At 67.8% G+C, this 18,724-nt stretch carries 13 protein-coding genes; 7 read left to right on the plus strand and 6 right to left on the minus strand.

The features are described 5' to 3' along the window. The first annotated feature begins 475 nt into the window (after nt 1-475). From ABZS97_RS12890 to ABZS97_RS12920, 7 genes are all read left to right on the plus strand, one after another. Complete coding sequence (locus ABZS97_RS12890; RefSeq protein WP_356136806.1) at nt 476-2,746, plus strand: ABC transporter family substrate-binding protein; 2,271 nt, start codon at nt 476-478, stop codon at nt 2,744-2,746. A 233-nt stretch (nt 2,747-2,979) separates the two neighbouring features. Beyond that, a complete protein-coding gene (gene typA, locus ABZS97_RS12895) occupies nt 2,980-4,887 on the plus strand; it encodes a translational GTPase TypA (protein ID WP_356136808.1) in 1,908 nt (635 codons plus the stop codon). 639 nt (nt 4,888-5,526) lie between these two features. Beyond that, a complete protein-coding gene (locus ABZS97_RS12900; protein WP_356136810.1) occupies nt 5,527-6,555 on the plus strand; it encodes an ABC transporter permease in 1,029 nt (342 codons plus the stop codon). A 57-nt stretch (nt 6,556-6,612) separates the two neighbouring features. Continuing rightward, nucleotides 6,613-8,409 (plus strand): ABC transporter substrate-binding protein, encoded by a 1,797-nt coding sequence (locus ABZS97_RS12905; protein ID WP_356136812.1) that lies wholly within the window; start codon nt 6,613-6,615, stop codon nt 8,407-8,409. 89 nt (nt 8,410-8,498) lie between these two features. Further along, nucleotides 8,499-9,476 (plus strand): ABC transporter permease, encoded by a 978-nt coding sequence (locus tag ABZS97_RS12910; protein ID WP_356136814.1) that lies wholly within the window; start codon nt 8,499-8,501, stop codon nt 9,474-9,476. Nucleotides 9,477-9,535: 59 nt separating this feature from the next. Further along, the gene (locus tag ABZS97_RS12915) at nt 9,536-10,600 is read left to right on the plus strand and encodes an ABC transporter ATP-binding protein (protein ID WP_356136816.1); all 1,065 of its coding nucleotides are present in this window, start codon (nt 9,536-9,538) and stop codon (nt 10,598-10,600) included. 98 nt (nt 10,601-10,698) lie between these two features. Beyond that, nucleotides 10,699-11,748, plus strand: a complete 1,050-nt coding sequence (locus ABZS97_RS12920) for a dipeptide ABC transporter ATP-binding protein (protein ID WP_356136855.1) — start codon at nt 10,699-10,701, stop codon at nt 11,746-11,748. On the opposite strand, the gene ABZS97_RS12925 is transcribed toward ABZS97_RS12920, so the two are convergent. From ABZS97_RS12925 to ABZS97_RS12950, 6 genes are all read right to left on the minus strand, one after another. Next, nucleotides 11,745-12,329: a Uma2 family endonuclease gene (locus ABZS97_RS12925; protein ID WP_356136818.1), complete on the minus strand. Its 585-nt coding sequence runs from the start codon at nt 12,327-12,329 to the stop codon at nt 11,745-11,747. The genes ABZS97_RS12920 and ABZS97_RS12925 overlap by 4 nt on opposite strands. A gap of 165 nt (nt 12,330-12,494) precedes the next feature. Then, nucleotides 12,495-13,541, minus strand: a complete 1,047-nt coding sequence (locus tag ABZS97_RS12930) for a dipeptide ABC transporter ATP-binding protein (RefSeq protein ID WP_356136819.1) — start codon at nt 13,539-13,541, stop codon at nt 12,495-12,497. Between the two features lie 25 nt (nt 13,542-13,566). Then, entirely contained in the window at nt 13,567-14,592 is a 1,026-nt protein-coding gene (locus ABZS97_RS12935; protein WP_356136821.1) for an ABC transporter ATP-binding protein, read from the minus strand. 11 nt (nt 14,593-14,603) lie between these two features. After that, nucleotides 14,604-15,584, minus strand: a complete 981-nt coding sequence (locus ABZS97_RS12940; protein ID WP_356136823.1) for an ABC transporter permease — start codon at nt 15,582-15,584, stop codon at nt 14,604-14,606. 81 nt (nt 15,585-15,665) lie between these two features. Continuing rightward, nucleotides 15,666-17,450 carry an ABC transporter substrate-binding protein gene (locus tag ABZS97_RS12945; protein WP_356136825.1) on the minus strand — a complete coding sequence of 595 codons (1,785 nt, stop codon included), beginning with the start codon at nt 17,448-17,450 and terminating at the stop codon, nt 15,666-15,668. 79 nt (nt 17,451-17,529) lie between these two features. Further along, nucleotides 17,530-18,558 carry an ABC transporter permease gene (locus ABZS97_RS12950; protein WP_356136827.1) on the minus strand — a complete coding sequence of 343 codons (1,029 nt, stop codon included), beginning with the start codon at nt 18,556-18,558 and terminating at the stop codon, nt 17,530-17,532. Nucleotides 18,559-18,724 lie beyond the last annotated feature (166 nt).

Here is an 18,724-nt window from a genome sequence, read left to right on the forward strand (position 1 = left end):
CCCTCACTTCCGCGGACCCCTCGGTCCAAGGCGGCAACGTTCATGCGCCTGCGAGTGTCGCGCGTCACACCTGCCGGTGGGAAGCGGTGTGCACGGATTGGCCGGGGTGCGCTGGTGCGCGCCCCGGCCCCTGACCCTGGGGGCTGCGCCCCCAGATCCCCCTTTCGGCCTGAACGGCCTCGTCCTCAAACGCCGGCCGGGCTGAAACCCTCCACGGCGCCGGACGGGCTGAAACCCTCCACGGCGCCGGACGGGCTGAAACCCTCCACGGCGCCGGACGGGCTGAAACCCTCCACGGCGCCGGACGGGCCGGAAACTGCCCCCGTGTTGCGCCGCACGGGTGGGGTTCGGTGCCGTCACCGCCGTGTCGTCGCTCCGGAGGGCTGTCCCTCCCCTTCAGTGGCCCCATACATCTGATCAGCTCCATATACCGCCAATCGTGATCAGAACCGGCCCAGCCCCGGAGGTTGCAGTGATGTCCCACGACGGCGTCGGACTGCGCGCGGTGATGCGCTCGGTCGCCTTCCTCACCGCGGGCGCGCTCGCGGTACCCGCCCTCGCCGCGTGCAGCGCCGAGGACAAGGCGGGCAAGCCCCTCGCCGGGCAGGACATCGCGCCCGCCGCACGCGACCTGATCGCGGACGGCGGCACCCTCCACTGGGCCGTCGACGCCGTCCCGGAGACCCTCAACACCTTCCAGTCGGACGCCGACGCGGGCACCTCCCGGGTCGCGGGCGCCGTCCTGCCCTCCATGTACCGGCTCGACGCGATGGGCCGCCCGCAGCGTGACGCCGACTACCTGGAGTCCGCGAAGGTGGTCGATCGCGAGCCCAAGCAGGTCGTGCTCTACAAGCTCAACCAGCAGGCAGTGTGGAGCGACGGCCGGGAGATCGGCGCCGCCGACTTCGCCGCCCAGTGGCGTGCCCTGTCCGGCAAGGACACCGCGTACTGGACCGCCCGCAACGCCGGCTACGAACGCATCGAGAAGATCGAGCGCGGGGCGAACAACCTGGAGGTCAAGGTCACCTTCAGCAAGCCGTACGCCGACTGGAAGGCGCTGTTCTCGCCGCTGTACCCGAAGGACGTCATGGGCTCCCCGGACGCCTTCAACGACGGCGCGCGCCGGAAGCTGAAGGCCACCGCCGGCCCCTTCACGGTGAAGAAGGTCGACCGCAAGGACGGCGAGGTCACCCTCACCCGCAACGACCGCTGGTGGGGCCGCCCCGCCAAGCTCTCCGAGCTGGTGCTGCGTGCCGTACCGCGCGAGAAGCGGGCCGCCGCGCTCGCAGCCGGGAAGCTGGACCTCGCCGAGATCGACCCCGGCGAGGCCGAGCGGATCACCCGAGCCGCCCGCGACAAGGGCAGCACCCCCTTGCAGGGGCCCGGCGCCGCAGGACCGCCCGCCAAGGCGCTGCGGTCCTGGGCACTCGCCCACGGCTCCGACGAGGAGGCCGCCGCCGACGAGAAGAGCGCGCGCGGGAAGCGGCAGAAGGCCATCACGAAGTACGCCGACCAGCAGTCGGCGCTGCGCGGCTTCGTGATCCGCAAGTCCCTCGAACCCGCCTACACGCAGCTCGCTCTCAACGGCGGCGAAGGGCCGCTGGCCGACGAGCGCGTCCGGCGGGCCGTGGCCCGCGCGCTCGACCGCAAGGCGCTCGCCGCGGTCGTGCTGAAGCCGCTGGGACTGCCCGCCGTTCCCGTGGGCAGCCATCTCGCGCTCGCGGGGCAGCAGGCGTACGCCGACAGCAGCGGGGCCCTCGGCGGGCAGGACACCGCGGAGGCGCAGGCGCTGCTCTCCGACGCCGGGTGGGTGCCCGGCGGGCCCGTCAAGGAGAAGGACGCGGCGAAGACCAAGAAGGCGGCCGGGTCCAAGGCCTCCGGCAGCAAGGGCTCCGGCGATTCCTCGGACGACTCCTCGGGCGATGACGGCACGTACATCGTCGGCGAGGACAACAAGCCGTCCGAAGCCGGCCAGGAGAAGAAGAAGGACCCCAAGGACCACACGAAGAAGCACAGCGGGAAGCACGGCTCGAAGCACTCGGGGCAGCATGCCGAGGAGCAGGCGGGCAAGCAGCTGGACGGCAAGCAGTACGCGCACAAGCCCGCCAAGCAGGGGGGCGCGCCCGGGGCGTACGCCCCCAAGGGCACGGCGGCGCCCGGGGGTTCGGCGGCCAAGGTGCTCGCCAAGGACGGCAAGCCGCTGACCCTGCGGTTCGTGCTGCCCTCCGGGCCCGGGTCGGAGTCCCTGCGGGCCGTCGCCGACCGCATCGCGGGCATGCTGCAGCGGATCGGCATCCGTACGGAGATCTCCAAGGTCTCCGACGACAGCTACTTCAAGGACCACATCGCGTCCGGGCAGTACGACCTGGCGCTGTACTCCTGGCCGGCGTCCGCCTTCCCGGCGACCGACGCGCGGCCGATCTTCGCGAAGCCGGTGCCCGCCGCCGACGGTTCGCTGAGCGTGGAGCAGAACTACACGCGCGTCGGCACGGATCGGGTCGATCAGTTGTTCGATCAGGCGGTGGCAACGCTGGACGAGGACAAGGCGCGGGACCTGGTCCGCAAGGCCGACGCCCGCATCTGGGCCGCCGCCGGCTCGATCCCCCTCTACCAGCGCCCTCAGCTCACCGCCGCCCGCCCCGACCTCGCCAACGCCGGCGCCTTCGGCTTCCAGACCCCGGTGTACGAGGACATGGGCTTCCTGAAGAAGACGACGAAGCCGTCGGCGAGCGCTTCGCCCAAGTAGGAGGCCCCGCCACTGTGCCCACTCGTCCCGCTGGGCGACGAGTGGGCACAGTCACAGCGGCACGATTGCCTGGAGTGACGCGGCTTCGCCGTCCCTCTCCGGACCGCCCGGAGGGCCCTGCGGAGGCCGGGTCTGTCAACGCCACGTACGATGGGGTAAGGCCGTGGCGTGTTCAGCCCGGCAGGCCCCGCGCAGCGGAGGCCGTCCACTCACTCCGGGAGAAGCGCCTCAATATGGCCACGCGCCACGACATCCGCAACGTCGCCATCGTCGCCCACGTCGACCACGGCAAGACGACTCTCGTCGACGCCATGCTCAAGCAGGCCGGTGCCTTCGCCGCGCACGCCGCCGAGTCGCTCGACGACCGCATGATGGACTCGAACGACCTGGAGCGTGAGAAGGGCATCACGATCCTGGCGAAGAACACGGCGGTCAAGTACCACCCGAAGGATGGCGGCGACGTCATCACGATCAACATCATCGACACCCCCGGCCACGCCGACTTCGGTGGTGAGGTCGAGCGCGGCCTGTCGATGGTGGACGCCGTCGTGCTCCTTGTCGACGCCTCCGAGGGCCCGCTGCCGCAGACTCGCTTCGTGCTGCGCAAGGCGCTTCAGCAGCGTCTGCCGGTCATCCTGTGCATCAACAAGACCGACCGCCCGGACTCCCGGATCGACGAGGTCGTCAACGAGACGTACGACCTCTTCCTGGACCTGGACGCGGACGAGGAGCAGATCGAGTTCCCCATCGTCTACGCGTGTGCGCGTGACGGTGTCGCCTCGCTGACCAAGCCGGAGAACGGCACGGTCCCGGCGGACAGCGACAGCCTGGAGCCGTTCTTCTCCACGATCCTCCAGCACGTCCCGGCCCCGTCCTACGACGAGGCGGCCCCCCTCCAGGCGCACGTCACCAACCTGGACGCCGACAACTTCCTCGGCCGTATCGCGCTGCTGCGCGTCGAGCAGGGCGAGCTGCGCAAGGGTCAGACCGTCACGTGGATCAAGCGCGACGGCACGATGTCCAACGTGCGCATCACCGAGCTGCTGATGACCGAGGCGCTCACCCGCAAGCCCGCCGAGATGGCGGGCCCCGGTGACATCTGCGCCGTCGCGGGTATCCCGGACATCATGATCGGTGAGACCCTCGCCGACACCGAGAACCCGATCGCGCTGCCGCTCATCACGGTCGACGAGCCCGCGATCTCCATGACCATCGGTACCAACACCTCGCCGCTGGTCGGCCGCGGTGGCACCGGCAAGGGCGCCTCCGCCAAGGCCGCGGTCAAGGACCGCAAGGTCACCGCGCGCCAGGTCAAGGACCGCCTGGACCGCGAGCTGATCGGTAACGTCTCCCTCCGTGTGCTCGACACCGAGCGCCCGGACGCCTGGGAGGTCCAGGGCCGTGGTGAGCTCGCGCTCGCCATCCTGGTCGAGCAGATGCGCCGCGAGGGCTTCGAGCTGACCATCGGCAAGCCGCAGGTGGTCACCCAGGAGATCGGCGGCAAGACGCACGAGCCGGTCGAGCGCATGACGATCGACGTCCCCGAGGAGCACATGGGCGCGGTCACGCAGCTCATGGGCGTCCGCAAGGGCCGCATGGACAACATGTCGAACCACGGCTCCGGCTGGGTCCGTCTGGAGTTCGTCGTCCCCTCCCGCGGCCTCATCGGCTTCCGTACGGAGTTCCTGACGGGTACCCGCGGTACGGGCATCGCGCACTCCATCCACGAGGGCCACGAGCCGTGGTTCGGCGAGCTGAAGACCCGTAACAACGGCTCCCTGGTCGCCGACCGCGCCGGTGCCGTCACCGCGTTCGCGATGACGAACCTCCAGGAGCGCGGTGTGCTGTTCACCGACCCCGGCACCGAGGTGTACGAGGGCATGATCGTCGGCGAGAACTCGCGCGCCGACGACATGGACGTGAACATCACCAAGGAGAAGAAGCTCACCAACATGCGCTCCGCCGCCGCCGACTCGTTCGAGGCGATCGTCCCGCCGCGCAAGCTCTCCCTGGAGCAGTCCCTGGAGTTCTGCCGCGACGACGAGTGCGTCGAGGTGACCCCGGAGGCCGTGCGCATCCGCAAGGTCGTCCTGGACCAGAAGGAGCGCGGCCGCACCGCGAGCCGCGCCAAGCACGGCTGATCACCGCCGGCCGGCCCGGCTTGTCGCCGTAGGCCGATCCACTGATCGACCGTCAGTTGATCCACAGTCAGCTGACGCGACGTCTGCAGAGCCCGGGCCTCCCCGCGATGGGGAGGCCCGGGCTTTTTGCAACCGGTTTTCCGACCCCTGGTGTCCGGAATCCGGAGTGCCTCGCCCGGTAGATATGCAATACGTCCGTTTCGCGGGCATCTTGCGAGGATCTCGCTGTCCAGATCTTGGAAGATGTACGGCTCAGCTGTGACTGAACCGAGACCTCACGACGCTGGTCGGTCACTGGCGCATGTCCGATAGTTAGCCGCGTAACGCTCGGGTCAATGGGTCACGCGCTGTGGGGACAGCGCCGACTCACGAGCACAGTGGGGTGTCCGGCCCTCCGTCAGGGGTGTCGGAGGTTCGCCGGAAACCCCTCCTGTCCGTGCACCGGTGTCCGTGCACCGGCTGAGTCATGAGGAGGCATCACATGCCTACTACGCGTGTCCGTATGCGAGTTGTCGCACTCAACGCGCCGCCGCTCGGCGACCGATAGGCATCCGTCTCTCCTGATCCGCATGGCCCGGTCCGCGACCGTCCACCTCCTGTGGCGGCCGTCGGCTCGGCGTACCCATGAATGGACGCATCATGACGAGTCCGATCGAGATCGAGGGCGCGGAAAACCCGGCAGAGGCGGACCGGAAGGCCGAGGCGAAAGCCCCCGAGCCGCCCAAGACGCCGGAGGGGCGCTCGCCCGGCCGGCTGATGTGGCGCCGGTTCAAACGGGACCGCAGCGGTGTGGTCGCCGCGTACGTGGTGTTCTTCTTCTTCCTGGTGGCGGCCCTCGCTCCGCTGATCTCGAAGCTGTACGGCAAGAACCCGTACACCCTCTACGGCCAGGACGACCCCACGCTCCTGAACGACTTCAACATGCCCTCGGGCCCCAACGGCGGCATCACCACGGAGTACTGGTTCGGGATCGAACCCACCCTGGGGCGCGATGTGTTCACGCAGCTCCTGTACGGCATGCGCACCTCGCTGTACACGGCGCTCGCGGCGACCGTCGCGATGGTGCTCATGGGCGTCGTGATCGGCCTGGTCGGCGGCTACTTCGGCGGCAGGGTCGACTACTGGCTGGGCCGGCTCACGGACTTCCTGCTCGCCTTCCCGCAGCAGCTGTTCCTGATCGCGGCGATGCCGGTGATCACCGCGGTGTTCGTCGCCCCCGACGAGGAGACCCCCACCTACATCCACGCGGTCGCGATCATCAGCGTGCTGTGGTTCCTCGGCTGGATGGGGCTGGCCAGGCTGGTCCGGGCGGTGACGCTCTCGCTGCGCGAGCGGGAGTTCGTCGAGGCCGCGCGGGTCGCGGGCGCCTCGCCCTGGCGGATCATCCGCAAGGAACTGCTGCCCAACCTGGTCACACCGATCCTGGTGCAGGGCACGTACATGCTGCCCAACACCATCCTCTCGGTCGCGTTCCTCTCCTTCGTGGGCGTCGGCTACTCCGAGCCCACCCCGGACTGGGGACGGATGTTCGCCATCGGTTCGAACATCTACGAGCAGGACCCCGTCTACATGTTCTTCCCGGGCATCGCCATGGTCGTCTTCGTCGTGGCGTTCAACCTCCTCGGCGACTCCGTCCGGGACGCCTTCGATCCCAAGACGGGCCGCTGATCGCTCGAAATGGATCACTAAGCACGGTCACTACTCACAGGCAGGTGACTCGACTCCATGAGCATCCTCAGTTCCCGCACCACGCGGACGGCCGTCGTCGCCGTGGCGGCCGGCGCCCTGGCGCTGGCCGGCTGCAGCAAGAGCGACAGCGGCGGCGACACCGGCAAGAGCAAGAACAAGAAGGAAGCCGCCTCGCAGGCGACGGCGGTGAAGATGGGCACCGCACAGGATTCCACCGGTCCCGCCGAGGAGGTCACGGGTGCCAAGTCCGGAGGAACGGTCCAGGTCTACGAGGAGGACGACTTCTCGCACCTCGACCCGGGACAGATGTACGTCAGCGACGCCGGACTGCTCGCCAAGCTGATCTTCCGCGGCCTGACCACCTACAAGGAGGACGCCAAGGGCCATCTCACCGTCGTGGGCGACCTCGCCACCGACCCCGGCAGGATGTCGGACGGCGGCAGGACCTGGACGTACACCCTGAAGAGCGGGATCAAGGACGAGACCGGCCATGTGATCGACGCCAACGACATCCGGCACACCTTCGAGCGGCTCTACGACCCGTTCATCACCGACGGCCCCACCTACATCCAGCAGTGGCTGTCGGGCGCGGGCACCACCTACCGCAAGGCGTACGCAGGACCCTTCAAGGGCAAGCACCTGCCGGACACCGTGCTCGCGACCCCCGACGACAAGACGGTCGTCTTCCACTTCGGCGTCCCGCAGCCCGACCTGCCGCAGGCCCTCACCATGGCCGGCTACTGCGTGGTCCCCGAGAAGACCGACACCAAGGCCAAGTACGACACCAGGCCGGTCGCCGTCGGGCCGTACCGGATCTCGGAGTTCAAGGCCGGCAAGAACGTGAAGCTGGTCAGGAACACCAACTGGGACGCGAAGACCGACCCGATGCGCCACCAGTACGTCGACGGCTTCGACATCGACATCAACCACGACGACGAGGACCAGACCAAGACGCTCCTCGCCGACCGCGGCGACGCCAAGAACGCCGTCATGTTCACCGGCCAGGTCGCCACGACCCAGGTGCAGAAGGTCGTCAGCGACGCCGCCGCGATGAAGCGCACGGTCCAGGGCTACGCGCCGTACGTGTGGCAGATGAACTTCAACCTCGACCGCGTCAAGGACAAGCGGATCCGCGACGCGATCACCTACGCCATGCCGGCCACCGCCGTGTACAAGGCCGACGGCGGCGCGTACGGCGGCGAGGTCGCCGACAACCTGATGTCGCCCACCACCCCGGGCTACCAGAAGGACTTCGACCCCTTCGACCGCGCCAAGCACCCCAACGGCGACATCGCCCGGGCCAAGAAGCTGATCGACGAGGCCGGCGCCAAGGGCAGGAAGATCGTCTACGGCTATGCCAACATCCCCGTCCGCCAGCAGCAGGCCGTGCTCGTCGAGAACGCCCTGTCGAAGATCGGCCTGGACGTCCAGAAGAAGGAGATCGACGCCGCCACCTGGTACGAGGAGGTCGGCAAGGTCAAGAACGGCCTCGACATCTACATGACCGGCTGGGGCCAGGACTGGCCGTCAGCCTCCACCGTCATCCCGCCGGTGTACGACGGCACACAGATCCAGGACGGTTCGTCGAACTACTCGCACATCAACGACGACCACGTGAACTCCGAGATCGCCCGCATCCTGAAGATCACGGACACCGCGGAGGCCACCAAGGCCTGGACCGCGCTCAACCAGTACATCAGCACCAAGGTCAACCCCGCGTCGCCGATCTACTACACCAAGGTGTTCCAGCTCGCCGGCTCCAACGTCGGCGGCCTGCGCTACTCCACGGTCATCAGCTACACCGACCCCACCCGCGTCTTCCTGAAGAGCTGAGCCGGCCATCCCGGGGGCACGCCTTCGCGGGCGCGCCCCCGGGATCCGGACCCCCGTCCCCGGCCGCCGTTCTGGGAGCAGCGTTCGCCATGCTTCGATTCCTTCTGCGCCGGACGTTCGGCGCGATGCTCATCCTCCTGCTGATCAGCGCCTTCACCTTCTTCATGTACTACGCCATCCCGCAGGACCCGGCGACGCTCGCGTGCGGCAAGAACTGCACACCGGACGCGCTGGCGATCATCCACCGCAACCTGGGGCTGGACCAGCCGGTCCCGGTGCAGTACTGGAAGTTCCTCGTCGGGATCTTCGCCGGGCGCGACTTCGCGGTGGGGCACTGTCCGGCGCCCTGCTTCGGGGTGTCCTTCCGCGACCAGCAGATGGTCTGGTCCACGATCATGGACCGCTTCCCGCTCACCCTGTCCCTCACCGTTGGCGGCCTGATCGTCTTCCTCGTCGTCGGCCTCGGCACCGGTCTCATCGCCGCCCGCTTCCGCGGCACCTGGCTCGACAAGACCTTCAGCAGCATCTCGCTCGTCCTCAGCTCGATGCAGATCTACTTCCTCGGCCCGGTCGTCCTCGGCATCTTCGTGTACAGCACCGGCCTGCTGGACAAGCCCAAGTACGTGCCGCTCACGGAGAATCCGGCCCAGTGGTTCGCGGGCCTGCTGATCCCCTGGCTGGTGATGTCCGTGATCTTCACGGCCAACTACACGCGCATGGCGCGCTCGGCGATGATCGAGCAGCTCCAGGAGGAACATGTGCGCGCCGCCCGCGCGAAGGGCATGACCGGCCGGTACGTCTTCTTCCGGTACGCCTGGCGCGGCTCGCTCATCCCCATCGCCACCATCCTCGGCATGGACCTGTCCGCGCTGCTCGGCGGAGCCGTCGTCACCGAGTACACGTTCGGGCTCGCGGGCATCGGACGGCTCGCCGTGGAGTCCGTCGTAGGCAAGGACCTGCCCAAGCTGATGGGCGTGATGCTCTTCAGCGCCGCGTTCATCCTCCTGCTCAACGTCATCGTGGACGCCCTGTACGCGGTGATCGATCCACGCGTACGTCTGTCGTAGACGCGCGAAGAAGGCCACCGTGGAAGTGACCACGTGGCCCCACTGGAGAAGAAGGCGCCGTGACCACACTCACCAAGCCGGAGGACGCCTCGGCCCCCGACGGTTCCCGCGCGTTCCTCGCGGTCCGCGACCTGCATGTGCGGTTCTCCACCGAGGACGGTGTCGTCAAGGCGGTCGACGGGCTCTCCTTCGAGGTGGAACGCGGCTCGACGCTCGGCATCGTCGGCGAGTCGGGTTCGGGCAAGTCGGTGACCAACCTGACCGTGCTGGGCCTGCACAACCCGGTGTCGACCACCGTCGAGGGCGAGATCGTCCTCGACGGCAAGGAGCTGATCACCGCCACGGAGAGCGAGTTCGAGAAGCTCCGCGGCAACAAGATGGCGATGATCTTCCAGGACGCGCTGACCGCGCTGTCGCCCTACCACACGGTGGGACGGCAGATCGGGGAGCCGTTCCGCAAGCACACCGGGGCCTCCAGGAAGGAGGCGCGGCAGCGGGCGGTGGAGATGCTGGAGAAGGTCGGCATCCCGCACCCCGCACAGCGCGTGGACGACTACCCGCACCAGTTCAGCGGCGGTATGCGCCAGCGCGCGATGATCGCGATGGCACTGGTCTGCAACCCGGACCTGCTGATCGCCGACGAGCCGACCACCGCCCTCGACGTGACCGTCCAGGCGCAGATCCTCGATCTGCTCAAGGACCTTCAGCAGGAGTTCGGTTCGGCCATCATCATGATCACCCATGACCTCGGGGTGGTCGCCGACATGGCGGACGACCTGCTCGTGATGTACGCGGGCCGGGCGGTCGAGCGCGGCACCGTCCGCGAAGTGCTCAAGTCGCCCCGACACCCCTACACCTGGGGGCTGCTCGGCTCCATGCCGCGCCTTTCGGCGGACGTCGACGAACCGCTGACACCGATTCCGGGCGCGCCGCCGTCGCTGCTGAACCCGCCCTCGGGGTGCCCGTTCCATCCGCGCTGCGCCTTCCGGCTGGAGGTCGAGGGCCCCGACCGCTGCGTGGACGTGCGCCCGGAACTTCCGCCGGGGCGCGGCTCCGCCTGCCATCTCACCCCGGAACAGAAGAACCGGATCTTCACCGAGACGATCAAGCCCCGGCTGGGCTGAGGAGACTGACTGTGCACGAGGAGAAGAGCGAGGCAGAGGCCGTGGCGGTGGCCGACGTGATCCCCGGACAGCGGGACGTCGATCCGGACGAACCCCTCATGAGCGTGCGCGACCTGAGGAAGTACTTCCCGGTGAAGGGCGGCTTCCCCATCCGCCGCACGGTCGGCCAGGTACAGGCCGTGGACGGCATCTCCTTCGACGTCCTGCCCGGCGAAAGCCTGGGCCTGGTCGGGGAGTCGGGCTGCGGGAAGTCCACGACGGGACGGCTGCTGACCCGTCTCCTGGAGCCCACCGAGGGCACCATCTCGTACCGCGGGAAGGACATCAGCCGGGCGACCCGCCGCCAACTGGCCCCGATCCGCTCCGAGATCCAGATGATCTTCCAGGATCCGTACGCGTCGCTGAACCCTCGGCAGACGGTCGGCACGATCATCTCCGGCCCGATGGAGATCAACGGCATCCAGCCGCCCGGAGGCCGCGAGGCCCGCGTACGTGAACTGCTGGAGACCGTCGGCCTCAACCCCGAGCACTACAACCGCTTCCCGCACGAGTTCTCCGGCGGCCAGCGTCAACGCATCGGTGTGGCAAGGGCGTTGGCACTGTCACCCAAGCTGATCGTGGCGGACGAGCCGGTCTCCGCCCTCGACGTCTCGATCCAGGCGCAGGTCGTCAACCTCCTCCAGGAGGTCCAGCGCGAGATGGGCATCGCGTTCGTGTTCATCGCCCACGACCTCGCCGTCGTACGGCACTTCTCGCACCGCGTCGCCGTCATGTACCTCGGCAAGATCGTGGAGGTCGCGGACCGCACATCGCTGTACACCCGCCCCCGCCACCCCTACACCCACGCCCTGATGTCCGCCGTCCCCGACGCGGACATCGACGCCGAAAAGAAGGAACGCATCCGCCTGGAGGGCGACGTCCCCTCACCCATCGCCCCGCCGTCGGGCTGCCGCTTCCGCACCCGCTGCTGGAAGGCCCAGGACAGGTGCGCGGCCGAGGAACCCCCGCTCATCCGTCTCTCCGGCAACCACGAAGGCCACCTGACCGCCTGCCACTTCCCGGAGGACCCGACGATCGAGGCAAGGGCGGAGGACATCGTGCTGGACCCGGCGCTTGCGGCTCTGGAGGGGGAGAGCGAAGAGGGCTAGCGGGGGTCGTCCCCTGCCTTCCCGTATCGCCGGAAGGCTCCGGTTTCCACCGTCCACGGCCCGAACGGGACGGCGTCGCCGAAGATATAGGGCACCTTGTCCTGGTAGCGGTCCTTGCAGGGGGCGGAGTGCACTTCGATCGTGCCGGTACGGGGGTCGACGATCATGTAGTGGGCGATGCCCATGGCGGGGTAATCGGCGAGCTTCTCGCCGTAGTCGTTCTCCGGGTTCGACGGCGAGACGATCTCGATGACGGCCAGGACCTGTGTGGCGTCGACGGCGAGGCCTTCTTCGTCCAGTACGGCCTCGGGGATCACCACGGCATCAGGGCGGCGCATGCGGCCGATCTCCGGGTGCTCGATCTCGGGGCCGTTCGCGCAGATGTAGCCGGGGTGCGTGGCCGGAAGCTGTTCGTCGAGCTGGTTCCGGATGCGCCGGACCGCACCTTGATGGCGCTTCGAGGGGCTCGTCATTGCGAGGAAGGGACCAGAGGGGCCGATCTCCACGGTCCAGGCCCCTTCAAGGTGTTCGGCGTACGCCGTGAGCTCCTCGGCGATCGCGCGCATCTTCGAGTAGTCCATGGTTGAGGGTAATCAGGCGGATGGCCCCTGCTGCGGTGCGCAGCGAAGGCCCGCGCCCCTGCGAGGGGTGCGGGCCTTCGTCCCCAGGAACTGGGTTCGGGCTCGGGTCAATGGGCCGGCGAAAGCCAGTTCCGTCGGCCGCGGCTGACGGTGGAACGGGGTGTGTCAGGCCGCTGCCTCGGGGTCCTTGGAGAGGCGGGGTGCCGGGATGGTCTCCGCGGTCTCAGGGTAGTGGCACGCCGTCAGGTGGCCCTCACGGTTGCCCTCGACCTGGACGAGCGGCGGCGCGTCCGTGGCGCACTTCTCCGTCGCCTTCCAGCAGCGGGTGCGGAAGCGGCAGCCCGACGGCGGGTTGAGCGGCGAGGGCACGTCACCGACGAGCCGGATGCGGTCGCGGGCCGGCACGTCGTCCGCCGTCGCCTCGGGCACGGCGGACAGCAGCGCACGCGTGTACGGGTGGCGCGGGTTCTCGTACAGGTCGGCCCGGTCGGCGACCTCGACGATCTTGCCGAGGTACATGACCGCGACGCGCTGCGAGAAGTGCCGGACGATCGCGAGGTCGTGGGCGATGAACACGAACGCGATGCCCAGGTCTCGCTGGAGATCCTGGAGCAGGTTGACGACCTGCGCCTGGATGGAGACGTCCAGCGCGGAGACCGGCTCGTCCGCCACGATCAGCTTCGGCTCCAGGGCCAGCGCGCGGGCGACGCCGATGCGCTGGCGCTGACCGCCGGAGAACTCGTGCGGGAAGCGGTTGTAGTGCTCCGGGTTGAGGCCCACGGTCTCCAGCAGTTCGCGGACACGCTTCTCGCGGCCGCCCGCCGGGTCGATTCCGTTGATCTCCATCGGACCCGCGATGATCTTGCCGACCGTCTGTCGCGGGTTCAGCGAGGCGTACGGGTCCTGGAAGATCATCTGGATCTCGGAGCGGACCGGCGCGAGCTGGCGGCGGTTCGCGTGCGTGATGTCCTGACCGCGATACGAGATCTTGCCCGCGGTCGGCTCCAAGAGACGCGTGATCAGGCGGCCCGTCGTCGACTTGCCACAGCCGGACTCGCCGACCAGGCCGAGGCTCTCGCCCTCGGCGACCTGGAAGTCGAGCCCGTCCACGGCCTGGACGGCGCCGATCGTACGACGGATCGGGAAGCCTCCCTTGACCGGGAAGTGCTTGGTCAGGCCGGAGACGTCCAGGAGGGGATTGGTGCTGCTCATGGTGGTGAAGTCCCGTCTCTTTACGTCAGTTGGCCCGAGTGGCGGCGAACTCGGCGAAGAACTCGCCCTTCTGTGCCGCGCTGAGGTGGCAGGCGCTGCCACGTCCGTCCACGATCTCCAGCGTCGGCTGCTGCGATGAGCACAGCCCGCCCGAGACCTTCTCCGCGAAGGTGCACCGCGGGTGGAAGCGGCAGCCCGTGGGCGGGTTCAGCAGCGAGGGCGGCGAACCCGGAATGGGCGACAGGGGCACGTCGACCGGCCCCTCCAGGCTCGGCATCGAGCCCAGCAGACCCAGCGTGTAGGGGTGCTGCGGCCGGCGCAGCACCTCCTTCTTGGTGCCGCGCTCCACGCACCGGCCGCCGTACATCACCAGCACGTCGTCCGCGATGTCGGCGATCACGCCGAGGTCGTGGGTGATGAAGATGATCGCGGTGCCGAACTCCTGCTGGAGGTCCTTGAGCAGGTCCATGATCTGGGCCTGGACCGTCACGTCGAGCGCGGTGGTCGGCTCGTCGGCGATCAGCAGCTCGGGGTCGCAGACCAGGGCCATGGCGATCATCGCGCGCTGGCGCATACCGCCGGAGAACTGGTGCGGGTAGTCGTCCACCCGGACGTCCGGCTGCGGGATCCCGACGCGCGTGAGCATCTCGATCGCGCGCGCCCGGGCCTCCTTCTTGGAGGCACCCGTGTGCTTGCGGTACGTCTCCGAGATCTGTGCGCCGATCGTGTGGTACGGCGACAGGGAGGCCAGCGCGTCCTGGAAGATCATGGACATCTTGTTGCCGCGGAGCTGCTCCAGCTCCTTCTCCGTGGCGGTGATGAGCTCCTTGCCGTCGAGCAGGATCTCACCGTCGAGAGCGGTGTTGCGGGGGTCGTGCAGGCCGAGGACCGCCATGTTGGTGACGGACTTGCCGGAGCCGGACTCGCCCACGATGCCGAGGGTCTTGCCCTTCTCCACGTCGAAGGAGAGCCCGTCGACGGCCTTGACGACACCGTCCTCGGTGGAGAAGTGGACGCGCAGGTCGCGTACGGAGAGGAAGGGGGTGCTCATGAGGTCTCTCCTTAAGCGAGGCGCACGCGCGGGTCGATGAGGGCGTACAAGGCGTCGACGATGATGTTGAAGACGACGATCGCGCCCGCGGCGACCAGGACGACACCGAGCAGGATCGGCAGGTCGTTGGTGCTGACCGCCTTCACCGAGAGCATGCCCAAGCCCTGGAGGCTGAAGGTCGACTCGGTGATGATGGCGCCGCCGAGCAGCACACCGAGGTCGAGACCGAAGATCGTGACGATCGGACCCATCGCGCCGCGCCAGGCGAAGCGGAAGAAGACCGTACGGCGGGACATGCCCTTGGCGCGCGCCGTGCGGACGTAGTCCTCGCTGAGGACCTCGACCATCTGGGAGCGCGTCATACGCGTGTAGTTGGCCGTCCAGATCAGGGAGAGCACGATCCACGGCACCAGCAGGCCCTTGGCCCAGGCCGCAGGGTTCTCCGTGAAGGGGGTGTAGCTGGCACGGTCGAGCAGGTGCCACTGGTCGACCAGGAGCCAGGTCGCGAGGACACCGACGACGTAGATCTGCATCGAGGACGCGATCAGCGAGGCGGAGCTGGCGATCTTGTCCACGGCCTTGCCCTGCTTGACCGCGGCGAGCATGCCCGCGCCGATGCCGAAGACCAGGTAGATGGCCGAGCTGCCGAGCGACAGGGAGAGGGTCGTCGGGAAGCGGTCCGCGATGGTGGAGAGGACCGGCTCGCGGTTCTGGAAGGAGTAGCCGAGGCAGGGGGCCGGGCAATGGCCGAAGGACGCGTAGTCACGTCCTACGAAGATGCCCTTGAGCCAGTCCCAGTACTGGACGGGAAAAGGATCGGCGATCCCCAGGTTCTTCCGCACCAGCTCCAGTGTTTCGGGGGTGCAGGCCTTGCCGCAGGCGATGCGGGCGGGGTCGCGCGGGGCGGCGTAGAACAGGACGAACACGATGGCGCTGATGATCACGAGGATCACCGCGGCGCCGAGGATTCGCCGAACAAGGAAGCGGAGCATGGCAGTGGGTTTTCCTGACGGATGCCGAAGGGGGGAAAGGGGTGGGGCGGCACGAGGCCGCCCCACCTAAAGGGCCGGTCGTCAGGCCTTCACGAAGGTCTTGTAGAGCAGGGTCGCCGAGAAGTTCGGGTCGAACTGGGCGCCGCCGACCTTGTTGCCGTAGACGTAGTAACGGCGCTGGTACATCTCGGGGATGATCGGAGCGACTTCCTCCATGATCCGCTTGTCCAGCGCGGCCCAGGCGGCACCGGCCTTCTTCTGGTCGGAGATGACCATGTTCTTCTGGACGCCCGAGTCGATCCACGGGATGTTCGTCTGCGAGACGTTGTACAGACCGTCACCGATGTTGGCGCTGTCGAACAGCGGCTGGATCATCGTGTAGGCGGTCGGCCAGTCCGGGGACCAGCCGAACCACATGACGTCGTAGCTGTTGTCGACCTTCTGGATCTGGTCGTAGTACGTCGTCGAGTCGACGGGCTTGATGATCGGCGTGAAGCCCGCCTCCTTCAGCGCGTTCTCGATGACGACCTTCGTCTTGTTGTAGGTCGGGTCCTGCGGGAAGGCGTAGACGACCTTCACACCGAGCTTGCCGGCCTCCTTGAGCAGCTTCTTCGCCGCCGCCGGGTCGCCCTGCGGCTTCTTCAGCTTGCCGTAGACGTCGAACTTCTCGCGGCCCAGGATGTCGGGGCTGAGGATCGTGGTCGCGAAGTCGCCGGAGGACGCGCCACCGTAGACCTGGCGGATCTGCTGCAGCGGCCAGGCGTGGTTGAGGGCCTGACGGACCTTGAGGTCGGTGACGCGCTTGGTGTTGATCGCGTAGTAGTACGTGCCGGTGAGCAGACCGTTGAAGGTGCGCTTCTTGACCTCCGGGTCCGTGAGGACCTTCTGGATGCGCTCGGCGGGTACGCCCTTGTAGATCGAGACGGCGTACGCGTCCTTGCCCGAGGAGGCGATCAGCCGGTCCACGGAGTCAAGGGTCTCGATGCCGAAGTCGAACTCGAAACCGTCCGGGTAGGCGTTGCGGATCGAGTCCGTCGCCGGGTCCCAGTTCTTGTTGCGGACGAGGACCATCGACTTGTCGGTCGTGTGGCTCTTGATCGCGTACGGGCCGCAGGACGCCGGCTTCTTGTCGTACTTCTCCTTGGTGTCCAGCTTCGGGGACACCGCGGCGTATGAGTGCATCGCCATCGTGAAGTTGAAGTCCGGGCGGGCCTCGGCCAGGTTGAACGTGATGGTCTTCTTGGCCTTGTCCGTCACGATCTGGCTGAGGTGCTTGCCCTTGTAGGGGCCCTCGTACGCGTCACGCCACTTGCCGCCCTTGCCCGTGAGGGCGATCTGGACGTAGCTGGCGGACTCGATGATGTACTTGGCCCACAGGCGCTCGATGCCGTGGCGGACGTCCTCGACCGTCAGCTCGGTGCCGTCCTCCCACTTCAGACCGTCCTTCAGCGTGAAGGCCCAGGTCTTGCCGCCGTTGGACATGGTGCCGGTGTCGGTGGCGAGGTCGCCGACCAGCTTCTGCTTGCCGGCTGAGTCGATCTTGTAGCCGGTGAGGCAGCGGTGCAGGAGCAGCGCGGCGGTGGAGTTGTAGGCGTAGTAGATGCGCCCCGGGTCGAGGTGCGAGAAGTCGTCGGGGGCCAGGCCGTAGATCGTGCCGCCCTTCTTCGCGCCCGCGATCTCCGGAGCCGGACCGGTCGAGTCCTCCTTGGTGCCGACCGTGACCTTGGCGCCGGTGTACTCCGTGGCGCCGCCGCTCGGAGTGCCGCTGCCGCTGCCGGAGTCACTGCTGCTGCAAGCGGAGAGCAGCGTCGTGCTCGCCGCGGCGACCGACGTCGCGATGACGAAGTTTCTGCGGGAAAGAGACATGCCTGGCCCGTTCTTGTGGATGGGAGAGGTGCGGGGTGCACTCCGGCCGGGCCCCGTCGCCCGGGCCGGAGGGGGGAGATCAGCGCTTGGTCTTCGGGTCCAGCGCGTCGCGGACCGAGTCACCGAGCAGGTTGAAGGCCACCACGAAGATCACCATGGACAGGCCCGGGAAGAGCATGAAGGTGATGTCGTTCTGGTAGTACTTGGCGCCGAACTGGAGCATCACGCCCCAGTCGGGGGTGGGGTCCGTGAGGCCGACGCCGAGGAACGCGAGACCCGCTTCGGCCGTGACGTACGCGGGGAGCAACAGAGTGGACTGGATCAGGATCGGCGTCCACAGGTTGGGCAGCAGTTCCTTGAAGATGATCCGCGAGGGCGACGCGCCGGTGACCTTGGCCGCCTCGACGAACTCCCGCTCGCGCAGGGCGAGAACCTCGCCGCGCAGCAGACGGGCGATGGAGGCCCAGCCGAAGGCCGTCATCACGAGGATGAGGCTGATGACCGTCAGCCAGATCGGCGTGTTCTCGTCCGGGGCGACGAAGATCGCGAGGACGACCGGCCAGAAGGCGATGAAGAACAGCGTCTGGGGGAAGGCCAGCAGGATGTCGATGATGCGGCCGACGAAGTAGTCGGTCTTGCCGCCGAGGTAGCCGGCGGTGATGCCGATGACGACGCCGAGCAGGGTCGTCATCAGGGTGGCCGCGGTCGCGATGAGCAGCGAGTTGCGCATCCCGTAGAGCAGGAACGTCATGACGTCGCGGCCGAGGATCGGCTCGACGCCGAACCAGAACTCGCTGCTGATACCGCCGTTGGCCTTCGTCGGGAAGCTGAACTCGTTGAGCAGGCCAGGGGTGTTCATGCCGTACGTCGTGTACGGATCCTTGCCGTAGAGCTTGGAGATCAGCGGGGCGCCGATCGCCACGACGAAGAAGAAGATCACCACGTAGGCGGATATGACACCCGAGCGATCCCTCTTGAAGCGGGTCCAGGCGAGCCGACCGGGAGACTTGCTCTCACCACCCTTGGGGGCGGTGGCCTTCGTCTGTATCGCGGCGTCTTCGTCGGTCACCTCAAGTGGGGCGGCCGCGGACGGAGTAGGGGGTGTCATGGTGCTCCAGGCCCGGAGGGGTCAACGATTCCGCAGGGTTCGCCTACGGGCTACGCCGGACTTTTTCAACGCAATTCATTCAAGGTCAATAAATTCTCGCCGCCCTTGGTTTTGTCTTTACCTTCTTTACCTCTGCTTGACCTTAGCGTAACTACGCGTGTAGCGC

Origin of the sequence: Streptomyces sp. NPDC005485, assembly GCF_040606085.1 — a bacterium.
Classification (GTDB): Bacteria; Actinomycetota; Actinomycetes; order Streptomycetales; family Streptomycetaceae; genus Streptomyces.